The sequence below is a fragment of the Pseudomonas sp. MIACH genome, assembly GCF_001269925.1.
In the GTDB taxonomy this organism is placed as follows: Bacteria; Pseudomonadota; Gammaproteobacteria; order Pseudomonadales; family Pseudomonadaceae; genus Aquipseudomonas.
The window spans coordinates 143,194-165,034 of the sequence record NZ_LHVO01000058.1; the positions used below are offsets into that span (position 1 = coordinate 143,194).

The window sequence follows — 21,841 nt, forward strand, 5'->3', positions numbered from 1 at the left end:
CATGACTCAGATAGTGCATACCACCCTGCTGATTATCGGCGGCGGTCCTGGCGGTTATGTGGCCGCCATTCGTGCCGGCCAGTTGGGCATCCCGACCATCCTGGTGGAAGGCCAGGCATTGGGCGGCACCTGCCTGAACATCGGCTGCATTCCGTCCAAGGCCTTGATTCACGTGGCCGAGCAGTTTCAGCAAACCGTGCACCACAGCCAGGGTTCCCAGTTGGGAATCGAGGTAGATGTGCCAACCCTGGACATTCGCAAAAGCGTGGAATGGAAAGACGGCATCGTCGACCGCCTGACCACCGGCGTCGCTGCTCTGCTTAAAAAGCACAAAGTGCAGGTGATCCATGGCTGGGCCAAGGTGGTAGACGGCAAGACCGTCGACGTCGGCGACCAGCGCATCCAGTGCGAACACCTGCTGCTGGCCACTGGCTCGAAAAGCGTCAACCTGCCGATGCTGCCGATTGGTGGGTCGATCATCTCCTCTACCGAAGCCCTGGCGCCAACCCGCGTGCCCAAGCGCCTGATCGTGGTGGGCGGTGGTTACATCGGCCTGGAGCTGGGGATTGCCTATCGCAAGCTCGGCGCCGAGGTCAGTGTGGTCGAGGCCCAGGACCGTATCCTGCCGGCCTACGACGCCGAGCTGACGCAACCGGTGCACGAATCGCTCAAGCAGTTGGGCGTGAAGCTGTACCTCAAGCACAGCGTCACCGGTTTCGAGCACAACAGCCTGCAAGTACGCGATCCGAACGGCGACACGTTGTCGCTGGAGACCGATCAGGTGTTGGTGGCCGTGGGTCGTAAACCCAATACCCAGGGCTGGAACCTCGAAGCGCTGAACCTGGAGATGAACGGCGCGGCGATCAGGATCGACAGCCGCTGCCAGACCAGCATGCGCAATGTGTATGCCATCGGCGACCTGAGCGGCGAGCCGATGCTGGCGCACCGGGCCATGGCCCAGGGTGAGATGGTGGCCGAACTGATCAGTGGGCAACACCGCGAATTCAACCCGGCGGCGATCCCGGCGGTGTGCTTTACCGACCCGGAACTGGTGGTGGTCGGCAAGACGCCCGACGAAGCCAAGGCCGCCGGCCTGGACTGCATCGTGTCGAGTTTCCCGTTTGCCGCCAACGGCCGCGCCATGACCCTGGAGTCGAAAACCGGCTTCGTACGGGTGGTGGCGCGCCGCGACAATCATCTGATCGTCGGCTGGCAAGCGGTCGGCGCCGGCGTGTCCGAGCTGTCCACCGCCTTCGGCCTGAGCCTGGAAATGGGCGCGCGCCTGGAGGACGTGGCGGGCACCATCCACGCCCACCCGACGCTTGGCGAAGCGGTGCAGGAAGCTGCGCTGCGGGCGCTGGGCCACGCCTTGCACCTGTAAATAAACACCCCCTGTAGGCGCGAGCTTGCTCGCGAAGAACCTGAGGGCGCCGCGTTCATTCTGGTTTCACGCGTTATCGTTGACGATTTTCGCGGGCAAGCTCGCGCCTACAAGGGACGCGGGGGATGCGAACGGGCCTGCGAATGAAGTATTGTTGCGCCCATTCAGAAAAAAACCGACTTGACCAGAGATAGAGGGTGTCATGGGTAACGAGAGCATCAATTGGGACAAGCTGGGTTTTGACTACATCAAGACCGACAAGCGGTTTCTCCAGGTCTGGAAAAACGGCGAATGGCAGGCCGGCACCCTGACCGACGACAACCAGCTGCATATCAGCGAGGGCTCTACCGCCCTGCACTACGGCCAGCAGTGCTTCGAAGGCCTCAAGGCCTACCGCTGCAAGGACGGCTCGATCAACCTGTTCCGTCCGGACCAGAACGCCGCCCGCATGCAACGCAGCTGCGCGCGCCTGCTGATGCCGCATGTGTCGACTGAAGACTTCATTGAAGCCTGCAAACAAGTGGTCAAGGCCAACGAGCGCTTCATCCCGCCGTATGGCAGCGGCGGCGCGCTGTACCTGCGCCCGTTCGTGATCGGTACCGGTGACAACATCGGCGTGCGTACCGCACCGGAGTTCATCTTCTCAGTGTTCTGCATCCCGGTCGGCGCCTACTTCAAGGGCGGCCTGGTGCCCCACAACTTCCAGATCTCCACCTTCGACCGCGCCGCGCCACAGGGCACCGGTGCCGCCAAGGTCGGTGGCAACTACGCCGCCAGCCTGATGCCGGGCTCGGAAGCGAAGAAATCCGGTTTCGCCGATGCGATCTACCTGGACCCGATGACCCACTCGAAAATCGAAGAAGTCGGCTCGGCCAACTTCTTCGGGATCACCCACGACAACAAGTTCATCACACCGAAGTCGCCTTCGGTGCTGCCAGGCATCACCCGCCTGTCGCTGATCGAACTGGCCCAGACCCGCCTGGGCCTGGAAGTGGTCGAGGGCGAAGTGTTCATCGACAAGCTGGATCAGTTCAAGGAAGCCGGCGCCTGCGGGACTGCCGCCGTGATTTCGCCGATCGGCGGTATCCAGTACAACGGCCAGTTGCATGTGTTCCACAGCGAGACCGAAGTCGGCCCGATCACCCAGAAGCTCTACAAAGAGCTGACCGGCGTGCAGACCGGCGACATCGAAGCACCAGCGGGTTGGATCGTAAAAGTCTAAGCCAGTAACACCGCAAAACCCTGTGGGAGGGGGCTTGCCCCCGATGGCAGTGGGTCAGTCAATGAATCTGTTGACTGATACACCGGCATCGGGAGCAAGCCCCCTCCCACATTTGCTCTCCGGTGTCCTCAGGATTGAGCCGGAATATTCTCGGCAATCTTCTTGCCCATGCTGACCCTCGCCTCCACCCCATACCCCAACGCCTCGTAAAACCCCGCCACCGCCTCATTGCCACTGGTGATCTGCAGATTGATCTTCATGCAGCCCAGGGCCGTCAGTGCCTGTTCCGCATGCCGCACCAGCGAGGAACCGAGGCCATGACGCCGATAGTCGGCGTGCACCGCCACCGAATACAGCCAGCCGCGATGACCGTCATAGCCGGCCAGAATCGTGCCGATCACGGTTTTCTTGTCCGTCGCCACGAAAAACAGCCCATCGTTGACGGCAAGCTTTTTATCAATCGCCAGCGTTGGCAGGTTATGCGCCGTGTCGTACCCAAAAGCCTGCTGCCATAAGGCAACCACTTGCGCCCGGTGCTGGCGGTCGCGGTATGCCCCGATGGGATGGCGCGACAGCAGCGCTTTTTCCATCACCAACGTGCGTTCATTGCCGTGGTAGACATCGCGCACCGTGTGAAAGCCCAGCTTGGTGTAGAACGGCTCGGCGGTCAGCGAGGACGGCACACTCAACACCGTCACCCCGGCTTCCCGGGCCCGCGCTTCGATTTCGATCATCAGCAACCGGCCAATGCCCTGCCCTTGCCGCGCCGGGTTGACGAACACCGAGCGCACCACACTGGCATCCAGCGCAGCCGTGGCGACGATCACCTGATCCTGGACCGCCACCAGCACCACCCGGCGCTTGAGCAACTCCAGCACCGCGTCTGGCGTGAAGTTGCTGGCCACCCGAGCAATCACATCCGCCGGATAATCCCGCGCATTGCTGCTGTGCAAGGCTGCCAGGATGACCTGGCTGATCCCTTCGGCATCCTCGGATTGGGCAAGACGTACGACGGTAGACATGACTCCTCCTGGCTGACGGCGCTATTACAGTCGCCACTGTATCAATGTGGGAGGGGGCTTGCCCCCTCCCACATTTTGACCCCGCTCCAGCTCCAGCAGCCGATTCGGCTGCATCACCCCCCTTTTCAGCTTTCCCGGCTGAGCCGCCCCGTTGTTTCAGCCGGGATTCATCCCGCACAAGCCACAAAATAGCCTCACTGCTCAACCCCATGGATTCGTGCCCCCATGCAAACCACCAACACCGTCTTGATGATTCGCCCGGCGCGCTTTGCCTTCAACCCGGACACCGCAATCAACAACCGATTCCAACGCCCGCCTCTCGACCCGCTCAGCGCACAGCAGAAAGCGCTGGAAGAGTTCGACGGCTATGTCGACACCCTGCGCCGGCATGGTGTGGAAGTGCTGGTGGTGCAAGACACCCCGGCGCCCCACACACCCGACTCAATCTTCCCCAACAACTGGTGGAGCAGCCACGCCGACGGCAGCCTGGTGCTGTACCCGATGGAAGGCCAGAACCGCCGACTGGAGCGCAACAAAGGCGTGCTGCAAGTGCTGGAGCAACGTTTCGCGATCAGCGAAACCATCGACCTCAGCCATCTCGAACAACAGAACATCTTCCTCGAAGGAACCGGCAGCATGGTGCTCGACCGCCAGCACCGCATCAGCTACGCCTGCCACTCCGGGCGCACCCACCACGACGCGCTGCGCCAATTTGCCGAACGCCTCGACTACCAGCTCTGCGTATTCCACGCCGTCGACCGCCACCACGCACCGATCTATCACAGCAACGTGATGATGAGCGTTGGCCGCGACCTCTCGGTGGTGTGCCTGCAAGCGTTGCCCGACGCCGATGAACGCCAGGCCCTGGAGCGCTCGTTGCGCGACACCGGCAAGGACATCCTCGGCCTCGACTTCGACCAGCTCGAAGCGTTCGCCGGCAACATGCTCGAAGTCCACGACCGCGACGGCCAGCCGCTGCTGGTGATGTCCGCCAGTGCCTGGGGCGCCCTGAAACCCGCCCAGCGCCAGCAGGTGGAGCGCCATACACGGCCGGTGGTGGTGAACATCGACAACATCGAACGCATCGGCGGCGGCAGTGCCCGCTGCATGCTGGCAGAAGTGCATCTGCCTGCCCGTCCCTCATTTCAATAAGGAGTCTTGCCATGACCCGCTACATCGACGTCAACGACCTCAGCTACCTGGTCTCGCAAAAAGGCCTGCAAACCTGCATCACCGAGATGGCCGAGTACATCCGCGCCGACTACCTGCGCTGGCAGGATTTCGAAAAATGCGCACGCCTGGCCAACCACTCGCCGGACGGCGTGATCGAGTTGATGCCGGTGTCCGACGCCTCGCTGTACGCCTTCAAATACGTCAACGGCCACCCGAAGAACACCCTGGCCGGCATGCTCACCGTGATGGCCTTTGGTGCCCTCGGTGACGTGGACACCGGCAAACCGGTGCTGCTCGCGGAAATGACCCTGACCACCGCGATCCGCACCGCTGCCACCTCGGCCCTGGTGGCCCGCTACCTGGCCCGGCCAAACAGCCGCAGCATGGCGTTGATCGGCAACGGTTCCCAGAGCGAATTCCAGGCCCTGGCCTTCCACGCCATGCTCGGCATCAACGAGATCCGCCTGTTCGATATCGACGCCAAGGCCATGGCCAAGCTGGCGACCAACCTCAGGGCGTTCCCGGCGATCAAGGTGATCCTGGCGGGCAGCGTGGCCGAGGCGGTCAAAGGTGCGGACATCGTCACCACCGTCACCGCCGACAAGGCCTACGCGACCATCCTCACCGACGAGATGATTGAACCCGGCATGCACCTCAATGCCGTGGGCGGCGACTGCCCGGGCAAGACCGAGCTGGACCGCCGCATCGTCGAGCGCGCCCGAGTGATCGTCGAGTACGAACCGCAAAGCCGCATCGAAGGTGAAATCCAGCACATGCCAGAGGACTCGCCGGTGACCGAACTGTGGCAAGTGATCAACGGCCAGGCCGCCGGCCGCGAGAATGAGCGCCAGGTCACCCTGTTCGACTCGGTGGGCTTTGCCATCGAAGACTACTCGGCCCTGCGCTACGTGCTCGACGTAGCCAAGGCATTGGATGTGGGCAGCGAACTGGAACTGGTTCCGGACCTGGCCGACCCGAAAGACCTGTTTGCACGCCTGGCCCAACAGCCAAGCGCACAGCACAAAAAGCGCGCCTGAGACCGCTCTGGCCTGCCCCTTTGCGGCAAGGGCAGGCCTGATTTCCAGTACCGAAAAGCCGATTCAGCGGGTACGACAGCCGTTTCCGCTGCATTGGCTGTTTTAACAGCGCAATTTGCGCTTTGCGTACGGGGTAAACGACACAAAAAACGCACCATCATGAAGCATTCTGAGCCCGACCAAAGAGTCACGGACTGAATCCACGCTGCACCCTTTTTACTGCCCTGACATCAATTACAAAATATAGGGACTGACACATGATTCCACTGCGAACACTCTTCGCTGCACTGCTGTTGCCACTGTGCGCCAGCGCCGCCCACGCCCAGGATTGGAAAGAAATCCGCTTCGGCGTCTTCCCCGAGTACCCCCCGTTTGAATCCGTGGCCGCCGACGGCAGCCTGCAGGGCTTCGATATCGAGTTGGGCAACGCGATCTGCGCCAAGCTCGACGTCAAATGCACCTGGGTGCACAACGAATTCGACGGCATGATCCCGGCCCTGCGCGCGCGCAAGTTCGACGCGATCATGTCGTCCATGGCCGTGACCCCGGCGCGCGAGAAGGTCATCGACTTCACCGACCGCCTGTTCCTCAGCCCCACCTCCGTGATCACCCGCAAAAACGCCGACTTCGGCGACACCCCGGAATCGTTGAAAGGCAAACAAGTCGGTGTGCTGCAAGGCTCGTTGCAGGAAGCCTATGCCCGCGCGCACCTGGCCAAGCTCGGTGCACAGATCAAGGCATACCAGTCCCAGGAACAGAACTACGCCGACCTGCAGAACGGCCGTCTCGACGCCACCCTGACCGACAAGCTCGAAGCCCAGCTCAACTTCCTGTCCAAGCCTGAAGGCGCCGACTTCAAGACCGGCCCGGCCTTCAAGGACCCAACCCTGCCCCTGGACATCGCCATGGGCCTGCGCAAGAACGACCAGGACTTGCGTGCGCTGATCAACAAGGGCATCGCCGCCGTCCAGGCCGATGGCACCTACGCGCAGATCCAGAAGAAATACTTCGGCGATCAAGACATCTACAACGAATAAGCCAACACAATCCCCTGTGGGAGGGGGCTTGCTCCCGATAGCGGTGGGTCAGTCAATACAGGTGTCGACTGGCACGCCCTCATCGGAAGCAAGCCCCTTCCCTCAGCGGGATGTCTGCGGCCTTTAGAGATGCTCCCCATGAACGAACTCTTCAACCTGCAAGGCTACGGCCCGATGCTGGCCCAGGGTGCCTGGATGACGGTCAAGCTGGCGTTCCTCGCGCTGACCCTGAGCCTCACCCTGGGCCTGATCGCTGCCGGTGCCAAACTCTCCAGCGCCCGATGGCTGCGGGTGCCGGCCACGCTGTACACCACGCTGATCCGTAGCGTGCCGGACCTGGTGCTGATCCTGCTGATTTTCTACAGCCTGCAACTGTGGCTCAACGACCTGAGCGAAGTGTTCGGTTGGGACTACTTTGAAATCGACCCATTTACCGCCGGGGTCATCACCCTGGGGTTTATCTACGGCGCGTATTTCACCGAGAACTTCCGTGGCGCGATCCTCAGTGTGCCGGTCGGCCAGCTCGAAGCCGCCACCGCCTACGGCCTGAGCCGCTGGCAGCGTTTTCACCTGGTGCTGTTCCCGCAGTTGATGCGCTTTGCCCTGCCGGGCCTGGGCAATAACTGGCTGGTGCTGCTCAAGTCCACGGCGCTGGTGTCGATCATCGGCCTGTCGGACCTGGTCAAGGCCGCGCAGAACGCCGGCAAGACCACCAACGAGCCGTTGTACTTCCTGATCCTCGCGGGCCTGGTGTACCTGGTGATCACCACCCTCTCCAACCGCATCTTCAAGCGCCTCGAACGGCGCTATAACCTCGGCATCAAGGGGATGGCGCGATGATCGAACTGTTCCAGCAATACGGCCTGGCCTACCTGTTCAGCGACGGCGCCGGGTTGTCCGGCGTTGCCATGACCTTGTGGCTGTTCATTATCTCGGTGGTGCTTGGGTTTTTCCTGTCGATCCCCCTGGCGCTGGCGCGCGTATCGGCGCACTTCTGGCTGCGCTGGCCGGTGGAGGTCTACACCTACCTGTTTCGCGGCACGCCGCTGTATATCCAACTGCTGATTTGCTACACCGGGCTGTACAGCCTGGAGGTGGTGCAGGACAACGCCCTGCTCAACCAGTTTTTCCGCAATGCCCTCAACTGCACCCTGCTGGCCTTTGTGCTCAACACCTGCGCCTACACCGTGGAAATCTTCGCCGGGGCCATCCGCAACATTCCCCACGGCGAACTCGAAGCGGCGCGCGCCTATGGCCTGCATGGCTGGCGCCTCAATCTGTTTGTGGTGGTGCCTGCCGCACTGCGCCGGGCGCTGCCGGCCTACAGCAATGAAATGATCCTGATGCTGCACGCCACGTCGCTGGCGTTTACCGCCACCGTCGCCGACATCCTCAAGGTGGCGCGCGATGCAAATGCCGAGACGTTCCTGACGTTCCAGGCCTTCGGCATCGCTGCCCTGCTCTACATGCTGCTGTCCTTTGCACTGGTGGGCCTGTTCCGACTGGCCGAACGTCGCTGGATGCGTTTTCTTGTTCCTACCCGAGGCTAACCCATGAATCAGTCCGCGCAGGCCCTGGCCACTTATCCTGTCGATGTCCCCGTTCCCAAGGCTGCAACTGCTGCCATCAAGCTGCAAGTCGAAGGCATCCATAAACGCTACGGCGAACACGAAGTGCTCAAGGGCGTGTCCCTCAACGCCCGCAACGGCGATGTGATCAGCCTGATCGGTGCCAGCGGCTCGGGCAAAAGCACCCTGCTGCGCTGCATCAATTTTCTCGAACAGCCGGACGCCGGCGTGATCACCCTGGACGGCATCAGCATCGAAATGCGCCAGGGCCGCGCCGGCACCCGCGCGCCGCACCAGCAACAATTGCAGAACCTGCGCACACGCCTGGCCATGGTGTTCCAGCACTTCAACCTTTGGAGCCACATGACCGTGCTGGAAAACATCACCATGGCACCGCGCCGGGTGCTGGGCGTCAGTGCGGCCGACGCGGAAAAACGCGCGCGCATGTACCTCGACAAGGTCGGCCTGCCGGGCCGCGTGGCCGATCAGTACCCGGCGTTCCTGTCCGGCGGCCAGCAACAGCGCGTGGCCATTGCGCGGGCCCTGGCTATGGAGCCGGAAATCATTCTGTTCGATGAACCCACCTCCGCCCTCGACCCCGAACTTGTAGGAGAAGTCCTCAAAGTCATACAGACGTTGGCTGAGGAAGGTCGTACCATGCTGATGGTCACCCACGAAATGGGCTTTGCCCGCCAGGTGTCCAGCCAAGTGCTGTTCTTGCATCAGGGCCGAGTCGAGGAACAAGGCGGCGCCGAGATCCTCGACCACCCCAACAGCGAGCGCTTGCAGCAATTTCTTTCCAACCGTTTGAAGTGAACCCCATGGATACCAAGGCCAACGGACCCCATACCTCCCCTGCGCTGGATCGCATCGATGAGGCGATCATCGAAGTGCTGCGCCACCAGGGCCGTATCACCTACGAAAAGCTCTCGTCACTGGTGCACCTCACTCCCAGGCCCTGCCTGGAACGGGTGCGCAAGCTGGAGCGACGCGGGGTGATTCGTGGGTACGGGGCAATCATCGATGTACAGATGGTCTCGCCAGGGTTGTCCCTGCTGGTGCTGGTGGCCTTGTCCAACCAGAGCGGGCGCTCGGCGCAAAAGGCCTTCGAAGCGTGTATGAAGGCCTGCCCCCAGGTGTTCGAATGCCAGTTGATCAGCGGTCCGTTCGACTACAGCCTGCGCATGCGCTGCCGGGATATGGAGCACTACCGGGTGGTATCGGAGATCTGGCTGAACAATGATGAGTTGCACATCGATAAGTTGGTGGCACATCCGGAGTTGGCGGTGGTGAAAAATACCGCCATCGAGCTGGCCTGAGCCCCACTCGCCAAGCCAATGAGGATCGAATGTGGGAGGGGCGGTGCGACGATTCGACTTGCTCCCGATAGCGGTGGGTCAGTGAAAGATGAGCTGACTGACACACTGCTATCGGGAGCCCCGTCCCACATTTTTAACCATGCCCGCTTAAGATTTTCTTACCTTGGCGCGCCCCCACCAGCTTCGCCTGCCCATCCTTCTGCTTCCCCGTACGCGCCTCGCTGATCAACCCCGGGATCAACTTGCCCTCCGGCAGATTCTTCCAGAACCGACTCGGCAAGTGCCCTTCCATCACCTTGGGGTTCAACCGCGCCGGGTTGAAAATGTGGCTGTAGTAGGTCAGCCACATCGCGCTGTGGGGATCCTCGACATTCTGTGCCAGCTGCCGCCACGCCTCGGGGCACTCACGCTGGTGGATCAACTGCTCGCCGTCGTAATACACCCCGTCCAACGGCGTGGCGATCATCCAGCGATGGCGCCCCATGCGCCCGACAAAATGCTGGCTGGCCGATTTGAGGATGTCATGGGCCGGCTCGTGCCACGCCACGTATTCCGGCAACTCAGGCCCCGCCCCTGCCGGCAAGGCGATAAAGCGCACAAACGCATGCAGGTGATGGGCCTCACGGCTGACCTGCTTGATGCGCCGCTGCAGCTCACTGCCGAGCTTGTCCCCCGCCAGCATCGCGGTGCGGTCGCCATGGCTGACGCGCCACAACACCTCATACAACAGACTCCAACGCTGATCACCTTGGTAGCAGGCGGCCGACTCCAGCAACTCCAGCAGCGCCTTGGGAATCCGCGCCTGGAACGGCCCCAAGCCTTCGGGAATCGGCTCATCGGTGGCAAACAGGTCCGCCGCCTGTACCTCGCCCCAGCTCACCTGGCTGGGGTCGACCTGATGGCTGAGCAGCCAACGCGCCTGTTCGCGCCAGGTGCTGAAGAGGTTGTCGCATTCCAGGCTGATCATCCCCACAGCCCCATCTGCTGCGGCTGCGGGCGGTCGCGCAGTTGCTCGCGCAGCAGCACGCTGGTGCTGTCCGCCTGCTGCGGATGGTAGTCACTGGTGATGAAAAACGGCTTGGCCTTGGCCAGCACACAACGCATGCGGGCCAGGTCTTCAAAGCGGATCTTGCGTTCGCGGCGCAGGTCCACCAGGCGTTGGGTGGTGCGCAGGCCGATCCCTGGGATGCGGGCGATCAAGGTCGGCTCGGCGCGATTCAGGTCCAGCGGGAACACCTCGCGGTGTTCCAGGGCCCAGGCCAGCTTGGGGTCGATATCCAATGCCAGGTGGCCAGGGCCTTCGAACAGTTCGTTGGCGCTGAAGCCGTAGCTGCGCAGCAGGAAGTCGGCCTGATACAAACGGTGCTCGCGCATCAACGGTGGTGCGGCCAGGGGCACGCTCTTCGGGCTGTTGGGGATGGGACTGAAGGCCGAGTAGTACACGCGGCGCAGTTTGAAGTTGCCATACAGCGCCTCGGCACTGTGAAGGATGGTGCTGTCGTCGGTCTCGTCGGCGCCAACGATCATCTGGGTGCTCTGCCCGGCCGGGGCGAAACGCGGCGCGCGGGGTTCGTTCAGGACCGTCTGCTCGCCGGTGTAGATGGTCTGCATGGCCTGCTTGATCGAGACGATCTGTTTTTCCGGCGCCAGGGTTTGCAGGCTGGCATCGGTGGGCAGTTCGATGTTGACACTGAGGCGGTCGGCGTAGCGCCCGGCCTCGGCAATCAGTGCCGGGTCGGCTTCGGGGATGGTCTTGAGGTGGATGTAACCGCGAAAGTCATGCTCTTCGCGCAGCAGCTTGGCCACCCGCACCAATTGCTCCATGGTGTAGTCGGCCGAACGAATGATGCCGGAGCTGAGAAACAACCCGCTGACGCAGTTGCGCTTGTAGAAATCCAGGGTCAGCGTGACCACCTCCTCCGGGCTGAAGCGTGCACGAGGCACGTCGCTGGAGCGGCGGTTGACGCAATATTGGCAGTCGTAGAGACAGAAGTTGGTGAGCAGCACCTTGAGCAGCGACACGCAACGACCGTCCGGCGTGTAGCTATGACAGATGCCCATGCCATCGGTGGACCCCAGCCCCGCCTTGCCCTCCGAACTGCGCTTGGGCGCGCCACTGCTGGCGCAGGAAGCGTCGTACTTGGCGGCATCGGCGAGGATGCTGAGTTTTTCGATCAACTGCATGGGGGGGGCTACCGATACTGGTTTTTTGTACAGTATCAGCCAGCCCCCCGTGTCACAAGTGCAGCCTGTCAGCTGGCGGTGGCCAGGAGCAGATCCTGCACCGAACGCCCCTTGCCACGGCTACGGTCGTTTTCAAACAGCGACGCCGCAATCTCGTCCGCACGAATCGGCAGTACCGACAGCAACGTATCGCTCAGGCCATGACTGGCCTGGCTGAAGCCCTGGATGTAGATGCCGGCCTTGCAGCGCTCATCGGTGACGATGCGGTAGTCGCGGGCGACTTCAAAATCACCCAGATACTCTTCCAGTGGCGCCAGCAGTGCGCGGTGCGTCTCGCGCTCGTAACCGGTGGCAAGGATCACCGCATCGTAATGGTTGACGCTGGTTTCGCCGTTGGCGTTGTTGCGCAGGGCCAGTTCGATGCCCAAGGGGCCGGGGGTGGCCTTCTCGACCACGGTCATGGTGCGGAAGGCCTGGCGGGCGATGCCGGAGACTTTCTGGCGGTAGAAAATCCCGTAGATGCGCTCGATCAGGTCCAGGTCGACCACCGAATAGTTGGTGTTCTGGTACTCGGCGACCAGGCGCTCGCGCTCGGCACCGACTTGCTGGAACACCAGGTCGGTAAACGCTGGCGAGAACACTTCGTTGACGAACGGGCTGTCATCGGCCGGCTTGAGCGCCGAACCGCGCAGGATCATGTCGACCTGCACCGACGGGAAGCTGTCATTGAGGTCGATAAAGGCTTCCGCCGCGCTCTGGCCACCGCCGATGATCGCGATGCGCATCGCCTTGCCGTCCACGCACGGCTGGGTGGCCATGCGTTCCAGGTATTGGGAATGGTGGAACACCCGGCCGTCGTCCTTGAGGGCCTTGAACGCTTCGGGAATACGCGGCGTGCCACCGGCGCTGACCACCACCGAACGGGTGGTGCGCACATGCTGCTCGCCCAGCGCATCGCGGGAGATCACGCGCAGCGCCTCGACCTGCTGCTGGTGCAGGATCGGCTCGATGGCCAGCACTTCCTCGCCGTAGCGGGCCTGGGCCTGGAACTGCCCCGCAACCCAGCGCAGGTAGTCGTTGTACTCCATGCGGCACGGGTAAAAGGTGCCCAGGTTGATGAAGTCCACCAGACGACCGTGGGCTTTCAGGTAATTGACGAAGGAATACGGGCTGGTGGGGTTGCGCAGGGTCACCAGGTCCTTGAGGAACGAAATCTGCAATTCGCTCTGGGTCACCAGGGTATTGCCGTGCCAGCGATAGTCGGCCTGTTTGTCGAGAAACAGCACGTCCAGTTTGCCCTGCGCCTTTTCACGCTCCTGCAGGGCGATGGCCAGCGCCAGGTTCGAAGGGCCAAAACCGATACCGATCAGGTCGTGAACCGCGGGCGAAGCAATTGCCTGTGTCATTCCAGTGTCCTCTGGATAAGCCCCTTGGCGGTGGGGCGGGAATACCTTCAAGACCTGCACAACAGGTCATGTGTTGATAGGAAACGAGGACAGTGAAATAAAATTTACCTGATCAGTGATCAGTGCGCGTCCCACTCGCGCATCCGCACCCGGCAATGCTTCATGGCGTTGACGATGTGTTTTTCCACCAGGCTGCGGGAAATGCCCAGGTGTGCGGCGATTTGCAGGTGGCTCAGGCCATCGAGTTTGCGCAGCAGGAAGCTGTCGCGACAGGCCGCCGGCAACTCGGCCAGGGCACGTTCGAGCATCTCCAGGCGCAGGCCGTGATCGTGAGTGGTATGGGGGGGGCAGGCCGCGAAGCGTCCTTCGCTGTCCAGCACCTCCAGGGGCTCGACCTGGCGCAAGGCGTTGCGTCGATGGCCGTCGATCACCAGATTGAGCGCGGTGCGGTACAAAAACGCACGAGGCTGGTGGATCGGGGTCGCACTGGAACGCTCCAGCACCCGCACATAAGCGTCATGCACCACATCCTCGGCCACCTGACGGTTGCCCAGCTTGGCGTTGAGGAAACACACCAGCTCGCGATAGTAGCTTTCCAACATGACTCCCGATCGCCGGGTGGCGGCATTAGGTCCTGTAGGCCATTCAGTAATGGCAGTTTGGGTAGGTGCAATTTATAGTAATTCTCATCTACTTTTAACCCAGACTTACATTTACCCGCGTATTTTTTATCCCTCAGCGCGGTCACCGCTTACCCAGCGGCCTAAATCCTCGGGCAATTCTCTCGTTTAACTGTCAGCTCTGCGCAACTGCGCTCCGAACTTTCCTGGCTGGAACCTAAGCATGAAACGCCCTCGCCCTGCCCGACGCGCCTTGCTAGCTATCGCGTGCCTGATACCCATCATCGCCGTCGCCGCCTGGCAGGTATTGCCGCCGGGGCGTGAGAACCTGACCACCGTCACCGTCACCCGCGGCAATATCGAAAACAGCGTCACGGCCTTGGGCACCCTGCAACCGCGCCGATATGTCGACGTCGGCGCGCAGGCGTCAGGGCAGATTCGCAAGATTCATGTCGAGGCCGGCGACCAGGTGCAGGAAGGCCAATTGCTGGTGGAAATCGACCCCTCGACGCAAAAAGCCAAGCTCGACGCCAGCCGCTATGCCATCGAAAACCTCAAGGCGCAGTTGCAGGAGCAAAAGGCCCAGCACGCACTGGCGCGCCAGAAGTACCAGCGCCAGCAGCGCCTGGCCGCCGGCAACGCCACCCGCGAGGAAGATGTGCAAACCGCCAAGGCCGAACTGAGCGCCACCCAGGCCCGGGTCGATATGTTCCAGGCGCAGATTCTCCAGGCCCAGGCCAGCCTGCGCAGCGATGAGGCGGAGTTGGGCTATACGCGCATCTACGCGCCGATGACCGGCACCGTGGTCGCGGTGGACGCGCGGGTCGGCCAGACCCTCAACGCCCAGCAGCAGACCCCGCTGATCCTGCGGATCGCCAAGCTGTCGCCGATGACCGTGTGGGCCGAGGTTTCGGAAGCCGACATCGGCCACGTCAGACCCGGCATGACCGCCTACTTCACCACCCTCAGCGGTGGTAACCGGCGCTGGACCAGCACCGTGCGGCAGATCCTGCCCATCCCACCCAAGCCCCTCAATCAAACCCAAGGCAGCGGCAGCCCCAACAGCGCCAGCAAGAGCGGCAGCGGCCGCGTGGTGCTGTACACCGTGCTGCTGGACGTGGACAACAGCGACAACGCGCTGATGGCCGAAATGACCACCCAGGTGTTTTTCGTCGCCAGTGCCGTCAAGAACGCCCTCACCGCACCGGTCGCCGCGCTGCTGGGCACCTCAAGTGCCGACAAGCAGATCGCCCATGTGGTCGCCACCAACGGCCGCATCGAAGAACGTGAAGTGCGCCTGGGCATCAGCGATCGCCTGCGGGTCGAAGTGCTCGACGGCCTGCACGAAGGCGATCACCTGCTGATCGGCCCGGCCGACGGCAACGGGGGTTGAGGTGACCACGCCGCTGATTGAACTCAAGAACATCCGCAAATCCTACGGCGGCGGTGACAGCCCGCAGGTCGACGTGTTGCGCGGCATCGACCTGTCGATCCATGCCGGGGAATTCGTCGCCATCGTCGGGGCTTCCGGCTCCGGCAAGTCCACGCTGATGAATATCCTCGGTTGCCTCGACCGCCCAAGCACAGGCGAGTACCTGTTCGCGGGTGAGAACGTCGCCCACCTGGACAGCGATGAACTCGCCTGGCTACGCCGCGAGGCCTTTGGCTTTGTGTTCCAGGGCTATCACCTGATCCCCTCGGGCTCGGCCCAGGAGAACGTCGAGATGCCGGCGATCTATGCCGGCATCAGCGCTGCCGAGCGCCATGCCCGCGCCAACGCCCTGCTCACGCGGCTGGGCCTGGCCGAGCGCACCGGCAACCGGCCGCACCAGTTGTCCGGCGGACAGCAGCAGCGCGTCTCGATCGCTCGGGCGCTGATGAACGGCGGCCACATCATCCTCGCCGATGAACCCACCGGCGCCCTCGACAGCCACAGCGGCGCCGAGGTGATGACCCTGCTCGACGAACTGGCCAACCAGGGCCACGTGGTCATCCTCATCACCCACGACCGTGAAGTGGCCGCGCGGGCCAACCGCATGATCGAGATTCGCGATGGGCTGATCATCAGTGACTCGGCCGATGACGGCGCAGCGCCGCCACCGGCCACCCGCGGCGCGTTGCAAGCCGTGGACCTGCGCCAGCGCCTGGCTGACGGCGCCGAACACAATGGCGCGTGGAAAGCCGAATTGCTCGACGCGGTGCAAGCCGCCTGGCGGGTGATGTGGATCAACCGTTTCCGCACCGCACTGACCTTGCTGGGGATCATCATCGGCGTAGCTTCGGTGGTGGTGATGCTGGCGGTCGGGGAAGGCAGCAAGCGCCAGGTCATGGCGCAGATGGGGGCGTTCGGTTCCAACATTATCTACCTCAGTGGATCCTCGCCCAACCCGCGCACGCCGCAGGGGATTGTGACCCTCGACGATGTTCACGCCCTGGCGGCATTACCGCAGGTCCAGCGCATCATGCCGGTCAATGGCAGCGAGGCCGGGGTGCGCTTCGGCAACGTCGACTACATGGCCTATGTGGGTGGCAACGACACCAACTTCCCGGTGATTTTCAATTGGCCGGTGGTCGAGGGCAGTTACTTCACGGCGGCCGACGAACGTGCAGCCGCCACCGTGGCGGTGATCGGTCACCGTGTGCGTGAAAAGCTGTTCAAGGGTGAGGTAGACCCCATCGGCCAGTACATTCTGATCGAGAACGTCCCGTTCCAGGTGATCGGCGTGCTGGCGGAAAAAGGCGCCAGCTCCGGTAACAAAGACAGCGATGACCGTATCGCCATCCCCTACACCGCCGCCAGCGTGCGGCTGTTCGGCAGCTACGACCCTGAATACGTGGTGATTGCCGCCGCCGATGCGCGCAAGGTCCGCGAGGCCGAGGTGGCCATCGACCAACTGATGCAAAAACTGCACAACGGCAAGCGCGACTACGAACTGACCAACAACGCGGCGATGATCCAGGCCGAGGCGCGGACCCAGAACACCCTGTCGCTGATGCTCGGCTCGATTGCCGCGATCTCCCTGCTGGTGGGCGGTATCGGCGTGATGAACATCATGCTGATGACCGTGCGCGAGCGGACCCGTGAGATCGGCATCCGCATGGCCACCGGCGCACGCCAGCGCGACATCCTGCGCCAGTTCCTGACCGAGGCGGTGATGCTGTCGGTGGTCGGCGGCCTCTGCGGCATTGCCCTGGCGCTGCTGGTGGGCGGCGTGCTGGTGCTGGCCCAGGTGGCGGTGCAGTTTTCCCTGGTGGCGGTGCTTGGCGCATTTGGTTGCGCGCTGGTCACCGGCGTCGTATTCGGCTTTATGCCGGCCCGTAAAGCTGCCCGGCTCGATCCGGTTAAGGCGTTGACCAGTGAATAAACGATCCATCCCCTCACCCCTGCCCGCACTTGGCCTGTGCCTGCTGCTCACCGCCTGCGCCGGTGACCCGCCCGCCGTGGACAGCGGTATTGCGCCGCCGGCCGCCTGGCAGTTCGCCGAGCGCGACGCGGCCCAGGCCACCAACCAGCGCTGGTGGACGCAGTTCGGCAGCCCGCAATTGAACCGCCTGGTCGAGCAGGCCCGCCGTGACAGTGTCGACGTCGCCGCCGCCATGGCCCGCGTGCGCCAGGCCCAGGCCAGTGCGGTGATCGCTGGAGCACCGCTGTTGCCCGAGGTGAAGTTCAACCTCTCCACCAGCCACCAGAAACTCCTGCGCGGCAAAGGCGGACCGGACCTGGACGCCTCGCAAAGCGATGACGCCGTGGACAATTTCGGCGCCAACCTGACCGCCAGTTATGAAGTCGACTTCTGGGGCGGCCGCGCCGCTGCCCGCGACAGCGCCCTGCACAGCCTGCGCGCCAGCGAGTTCGACCAGGCCACCGTGGAACTGACCCTGCTCAGCAACGTGGCCGACCGGTACGCGCAGACCCTGGCCGCGCGCCAACGCCAGCAGATCGCCGCGTTGAACCTGGCCAATGCACGTAACGTGCTCGACCTGGTACAGACCCGCTACTACGCAGGCTCCGCCACGGCCCTCGAACTGGCCCAGCAGAAAAGCCTGGTGGCCAGCCAGCAACGCCAACTGCCGTTGATTGAACAACTGGCCGAAGAATCCCAGATCACCCTCGCCGCCCTCCTCGGCCAGCCGGTCCAGGCCCTGGAGCTGGGCACCGAACCCTTCCAGGACCTGACCTGGCCAACCATCGACGCCGGCATGCCCAGCCAGTTGCTCAGCCGCCGCCCGGACATCGCCAAGGCCGAGGCCGAATTGGCGGCGGCGCAAGCGGACGTCAGCGTGGCCCGCGCCGCCATGCTGCCGGCCCTGACCCTCGGCGCCACACTCGGCTCCGACGCCTACAAGGCCCTGGACATCCTGCGCAGCCCCTACTACACGTTGACGGCCGGCCTGGTCGCGCCGATCTTCAACAACGGCCGTTTAAGTGCCGAGCGTGACAAGGTCAGCGCCCGCCAGGACGAGCTGCTGCAAACCTACCGAGGTGCGATCATCAACGGCTTTGCCGATGTGGAAAAAGCCCTCAGCAGCATCACCCGCCTGGACCAGCAGCGCCAATGGCAAACCGAAGAACTGCAACAGGCCCGGACCGCCTTCCAGATCGCCGAAAGCCGCTACCAGGCGGGCGCCGAAGACCTGCTCACGGTATTGGAAACCCAGCGCACCTTGTACGCCGCCCAGGACTTGAACGTGCAATTGCGACTGTCACGCCTGCAGGCCAGCATCGCCCTGTACAAGGCATTGGGCGGCGGTTGGAAAACCAACTTCTGAAAAACGAAACTCCAGTTTCGTACGCAAGTCGTCTACCGCCCCTACATTCTTCTCCCCAGGTTCCTTGGTAAAAAAAGCCGCTATCACACGGCTGCCAGGGACCTCTGGATGAATGTTGCAAAATACCTCGCCGGCGGCTGTTTCTGGCTGCTGGCCCACCTTGGCCAGGCACAGCCACTGATCAAGCCCACCACCATCGATTGGCTGCTCGATTGCCCCCTGCCCGCCGGCGAACGGCTCGACCCTGAGGTACTGGCGCGTACCCAATGCGGCGTCGTGACCGTCCCGCGCAACCATGCCGTCCCTCGGGAAGGCGAGCAGCGCCTCTACCTGACCCGTGTCGGCGCCCGCGAGCCGCTGAGCCGTGAGGGGATCGTCTTCGTCCAGGCCGGCGATGCTGCACAAGAGAACACCGAAAACACCCTCGCCATTGACCTCGCCAGCCGCTGGAACAGCTATTCCACACAGGCCTATCGCACGCTGCTCAACCGCTACGACGTTATCGAACTCAGCGCCCGCGACCTCACCCAGGAAGAGGGCGTCGAGCAGGCGGTACGGGATATGGAATATGTCCGCGCCCAACTGGGCGACGCACAACTGCATTACCTGGGTAACACCCACGCCACGCGCCTGGGCAACCGCTACGCTGCGCTGTTCCCCGAACGGGTCGCGCGCATGGTGCTGGTCAACGCGCAACCCGGGACGACCGACACCGTCGAGGTCGCCCAACTGCGCCTCAAGGAACCCGCCAGCCCCGACGCCGGCGGGTGTATCAACCGATGGGTGGGCGACTTCCTGGCCTACGGCAAGCAACCGCCCCCGTCTACCCGCTGCCTTGATTCGGGTGATTAGCCGCAGTGCGTCGTTTACGACCTGTTGCCGCCGAAAACGACACCCTGCGTTGACGCTCCGGCCCAATCGTTATTAAGTGCTATTTATCCGCATTAATACGATAAATCGAACCCATGCTGAGCCGCCCGCTACGCCGCAAACGCCAGAAGCTGTCCGATGTGATTGTCGAGTCGGTCAAGCGCTCCATCGTCACCGACGCGTTGAAGCCCGGCGACCGCCTGCCCACCGAGCGTGAGCTGATGGAAAGCTTCCAGTGCTCCAAGGGCTCGGCCCGTGAAGCGCTCAAGGCCCTGGAGGTCGAGGGGCTGGTGAGTACGCGCACCGGCCCCAGCGGCGGTGCCTACCTGAACCAGGCCGGCACTGAACCGGCCAGCCGTGCCCTGCGTAACTACCTGCACTTCCAGCATCTGGATGGCGAGCAGGTGTACCAATTGCGCAAGGTCATCGAAGTGGAGCTGGCGGTGTCAGTGCTCGGGCGCCTGAGTGAAGACGACTACCGGGCATTGCAGGACAACGTGGATTTCTGCAGCGCCCCCGAAGACAGCGAAGCCGGCCAGCGTGAGCAACGCTTGGCGGAACTGGAGTTCCACAACCTGCTGGCCAAGGCCTGCCCCAATCCGTTGTTGAGCTTTATGGCGCAGTTTCTCAACGACCTGCTGCGCGACCTGGTGGTGCTGAAAAAAGCCTACAAGCCCAAGCGCAAGCAGTTCGACGCGGCCAACCTGGATTATCACAAACAGCTGCTGAGCGCCTTTCGCGCCGGGGATGAAGGCGCGGTACGCAGCCTGATGCATGAACATATGTGCGACGCCGAACACCATATGACGGCGCTGGAAGGCCAGGTCAGCCCGCACTTTCTACTGGAGTTCGACCACAACCACTGACCCCCCCTCCCACAGTTGACTGCATTCACTGCGTTATCCCAATAACAGGCCTGCCCACAGGCCCTTGCTCCACCGTATCGCCCTTGCCACTCCTGCCAATAACTAAACCAGGGAGTCACCCCATGCAGCGTCGTACGTTATTGAAAGCCAGTCTTACCGCCGCAGCGGCCCTCAGTCTTCCGCTGGGCGTACGGTCCGCATTCGCCGCCGAGCCCTTTACCTTTTACGGCCTCAAGTCCATGTCCGGCGCCTTTGCCAGCTATGGCAAGTTTGCCGACATGGGTTCGCGCCTGGCGGTGGCACAACACACCGAGCTGCTGGGCCGCCCGTTGAACTACAAGGTCATCGACACCGAGGGCAACGCCGGCAAGGCCGTGCGCAAGGTGCAGGAGGCGATCCAGCAGGACGGCGCGCGCTTCTTCCAGGGCTGCACACTGTCGTCGTCGGCGCTGGCGGTGGCCAAGGAGGTCGACAAGGTCGGCGGCGTGTTCATGACCCCGGTGGGTGCCGATGAGGTCACCGGCAAAGACTGCAACCACGCCACGTTTCGCTGGTCGGTGCCCACCTACGGCGCGATCCGCGAAACCATGGTGCCGCTGATCAAGCTGCTGCCGGACGCCAAGCGCTGGTACACCATCACGCCCCAATATGTGTTCGGCGAAGCACTGCTCGAAGGCGCCAAAAACGTACTCAAGGAACACGGCCTGGAACACGTCGGCAACAGCTACCACTCGCTGCAGGAACAGGAATTCTCCGGCTACCTGACCAACGCCATCTCCACCAAACCCGACGTACTGGTGTTGCTGAATTTCGGCAGCCAATCGTCCAACACCCTGCGCCAGGCAGTGAACTTCGGCATCAAGGAGCGCATGAAAGTGCTGCTGGTGTGGTCCGCCGGCCTCGACCAGTTCCAGGAACTGGGCAGCGACATCCTCGACGGCGTGTACCTCGGCGCGCAGTACTGGCACCAGGTCGATACCCCGCTCAACCGCGAACTGGTCAAGCTGACCCAGGCCAAGTACGGCATCAACCCCACCTACCCGCTGGCCGCCGACTACATCAGCACCAAGGTCATGCTCGACACCATCATCGCCACCGGCAACTTCGACGGGCCGACCGTGGCCAAGGCCATGCAGGGCCTGAGCTTCGACGGCCCCACCGGCAAGGAATCGATCCGCGCCGGCGACCACCAGGTGATCAAGGACTACTACCTGCTGGTCGGCAAGGCCGCCGGCGACATGGCCGACAAGGATGACCTGGCCAAGGTGCTCAGCGCCGGCCAGTCATTCCCGCCGGTGGAAGCCACGGGCTGCACGCTCGCCTGATCCGTTAAAACATCACCGGTTGTACACGGCAGGGCCGCCCC

General features: G+C 62.9%; 20 protein-coding genes. 15 read left to right on the forward strand and 5 right to left on the reverse strand.

Annotated elements, in window-relative coordinates:
- The first annotated feature begins 1 nt into the window (after position 1).
- On the forward strand, positions 2-1,381 hold the full coding sequence (gene lpdA / locus AD670_RS24990) for a dihydrolipoyl dehydrogenase (RefSeq protein ID WP_053138629.1): 1,380 nt from the start codon (positions 2-4) through the stop codon (positions 1,379-1,381).
- 202 nt (positions 1,382-1,583) lie between these two features.
- A complete protein-coding gene (locus AD670_RS24995; protein ID WP_053138631.1) occupies positions 1,584-2,603 on the forward strand; it encodes a branched-chain amino acid aminotransferase in 1,020 nt (339 codons plus the stop codon).
- 128 nt (positions 2,604-2,731) lie between these two features.
- On the opposite strand, the gene AD670_RS31210 is transcribed toward AD670_RS24995, so the two are convergent.
- The gene (locus AD670_RS31210) at positions 2,732-3,625 is read right to left on the reverse strand and encodes a GNAT family acetyltransferase (protein ID WP_082341043.1); all 894 of its coding nucleotides are present in this window, start codon (positions 3,623-3,625) and stop codon (positions 2,732-2,734) included.
- Positions 3,626-3,850: 225 nt separating this feature from the next.
- Here AD670_RS31210 and ctlX point away from each other — a divergent pair, with 225 nt between their 5' ends.
- From ctlX to AD670_RS25040, 7 genes are all read left to right on the forward strand, one after another.
- Complete coding sequence (gene ctlX, locus AD670_RS25010; RefSeq protein WP_053138634.1) at positions 3,851-4,777, forward strand: citrulline utilization hydrolase CtlX; 927 nt, start codon at positions 3,851-3,853, stop codon at positions 4,775-4,777.
- Between the two features lie 11 nt (positions 4,778-4,788).
- Positions 4,789-5,835: an ornithine cyclodeaminase gene (locus AD670_RS25015; RefSeq protein ID WP_053138636.1), complete on the forward strand. Its 1,047-nt coding sequence runs from the start codon at positions 4,789-4,791 to the stop codon at positions 5,833-5,835.
- A 257-nt stretch (positions 5,836-6,092) separates the two neighbouring features.
- Positions 6,093-6,872 carry an ABC transporter substrate-binding protein gene (locus AD670_RS25020; protein WP_053138639.1) on the forward strand — a complete coding sequence of 260 codons (780 nt, stop codon included), beginning with the start codon at positions 6,093-6,095 and terminating at the stop codon, positions 6,870-6,872.
- A gap of 138 nt (positions 6,873-7,010) precedes the next feature.
- Entirely contained in the window at positions 7,011-7,712 is a 702-nt protein-coding gene (locus AD670_RS25025) for an ABC transporter permease (RefSeq protein WP_053138642.1), read from the forward strand.
- The gene (locus AD670_RS25030) at positions 7,709-8,422 is read left to right on the forward strand and encodes an ABC transporter permease (protein WP_053138645.1); all 714 of its coding nucleotides are present in this window, start codon (positions 7,709-7,711) and stop codon (positions 8,420-8,422) included. The genes AD670_RS25025 and AD670_RS25030 overlap by 4 nt, the downstream gene beginning before the upstream one ends.
- Positions 8,423-8,425: 3 nt before the next feature.
- Positions 8,426-9,256, forward strand: coding sequence for an ABC transporter ATP-binding protein (locus AD670_RS25035; protein ID WP_053138648.1), 831 nt, complete (start codon positions 8,426-8,428; stop codon positions 9,254-9,256).
- Positions 9,257-9,261: 5 nt separating this feature from the next.
- Positions 9,262-9,759: an Lrp/AsnC family transcriptional regulator gene (locus tag AD670_RS25040; protein ID WP_053138651.1), complete on the forward strand. Its 498-nt coding sequence runs from the start codon at positions 9,262-9,264 to the stop codon at positions 9,757-9,759.
- Positions 9,760-9,892: 133 nt separating this feature from the next.
- Here the strand turns inward: AD670_RS25040 and AD670_RS25045 are convergent, their stop codons facing one another.
- From AD670_RS25045 to AD670_RS25060, 4 genes are all read right to left on the reverse strand, one after another.
- Positions 9,893-10,726, reverse strand: coding sequence for a TIGR03915 family putative DNA repair protein (locus AD670_RS25045; protein WP_053138654.1), 834 nt, complete (start codon positions 10,724-10,726; stop codon positions 9,893-9,895).
- Positions 10,723-11,943: a putative DNA modification/repair radical SAM protein gene (locus tag AD670_RS25050; RefSeq protein WP_027606175.1), complete on the reverse strand. Its 1,221-nt coding sequence runs from the start codon at positions 11,941-11,943 to the stop codon at positions 10,723-10,725. Before AD670_RS25050 ends, AD670_RS25045 begins: the two co-directional genes overlap by 4 nt.
- Positions 11,944-12,011: 68 nt before the next feature.
- Complete coding sequence (locus tag AD670_RS25055; protein ID WP_053138657.1) at positions 12,012-13,349, reverse strand: lysine N(6)-hydroxylase/L-ornithine N(5)-oxygenase family protein; 1,338 nt, start codon at positions 13,347-13,349, stop codon at positions 12,012-12,014.
- Between the two features lie 119 nt (positions 13,350-13,468).
- Entirely contained in the window at positions 13,469-13,951 is a 483-nt protein-coding gene (locus tag AD670_RS25060) for a sigma-70 family RNA polymerase sigma factor (RefSeq protein ID WP_053138659.1), read from the reverse strand.
- A gap of 241 nt (positions 13,952-14,192) precedes the next feature.
- Between AD670_RS25060 and AD670_RS25065 the strand changes: the two genes are divergently transcribed.
- The 6 genes from AD670_RS25065 to AD670_RS25090 all read left to right on the forward strand — a co-directional run bounded on the left by AD670_RS25065 (position 14,193) and on the right by AD670_RS25090 (position 21,800).
- Entirely contained in the window at positions 14,193-15,362 is a 1,170-nt protein-coding gene (locus AD670_RS25065) for an efflux RND transporter periplasmic adaptor subunit (RefSeq protein ID WP_053138661.1), read from the forward strand.
- A 1-nt stretch (position 15,363) separates the two neighbouring features.
- Entirely contained in the window at positions 15,364-17,334 is a 1,971-nt protein-coding gene (locus AD670_RS25070) for a MacB family efflux pump subunit (RefSeq protein WP_053138663.1), read from the forward strand.
- A complete protein-coding gene (locus AD670_RS25075) occupies positions 17,327-18,739 on the forward strand; it encodes an efflux transporter outer membrane subunit (protein WP_053138665.1) in 1,413 nt (470 codons plus the stop codon). The genes AD670_RS25070 and AD670_RS25075 overlap by 8 nt, the downstream gene beginning before the upstream one ends.
- 108 nt (positions 18,740-18,847) lie before the next feature.
- Positions 18,848-19,591: an alpha/beta fold hydrolase gene (locus tag AD670_RS25080; protein ID WP_053138668.1), complete on the forward strand. Its 744-nt coding sequence runs from the start codon at positions 18,848-18,850 to the stop codon at positions 19,589-19,591.
- A 113-nt stretch (positions 19,592-19,704) separates the two neighbouring features.
- On the forward strand, positions 19,705-20,475 hold the full coding sequence (locus AD670_RS25085) for a FadR/GntR family transcriptional regulator (protein WP_053138671.1): 771 nt from the start codon (positions 19,705-19,707) through the stop codon (positions 20,473-20,475).
- A 122-nt stretch (positions 20,476-20,597) separates the two neighbouring features.
- Entirely contained in the window at positions 20,598-21,800 is a 1,203-nt protein-coding gene (locus AD670_RS25090; RefSeq protein WP_053138674.1) for an ABC transporter substrate-binding protein, read from the forward strand.
- The last annotated feature ends 41 nt before the right edge of the window (positions 21,801-21,841 follow it).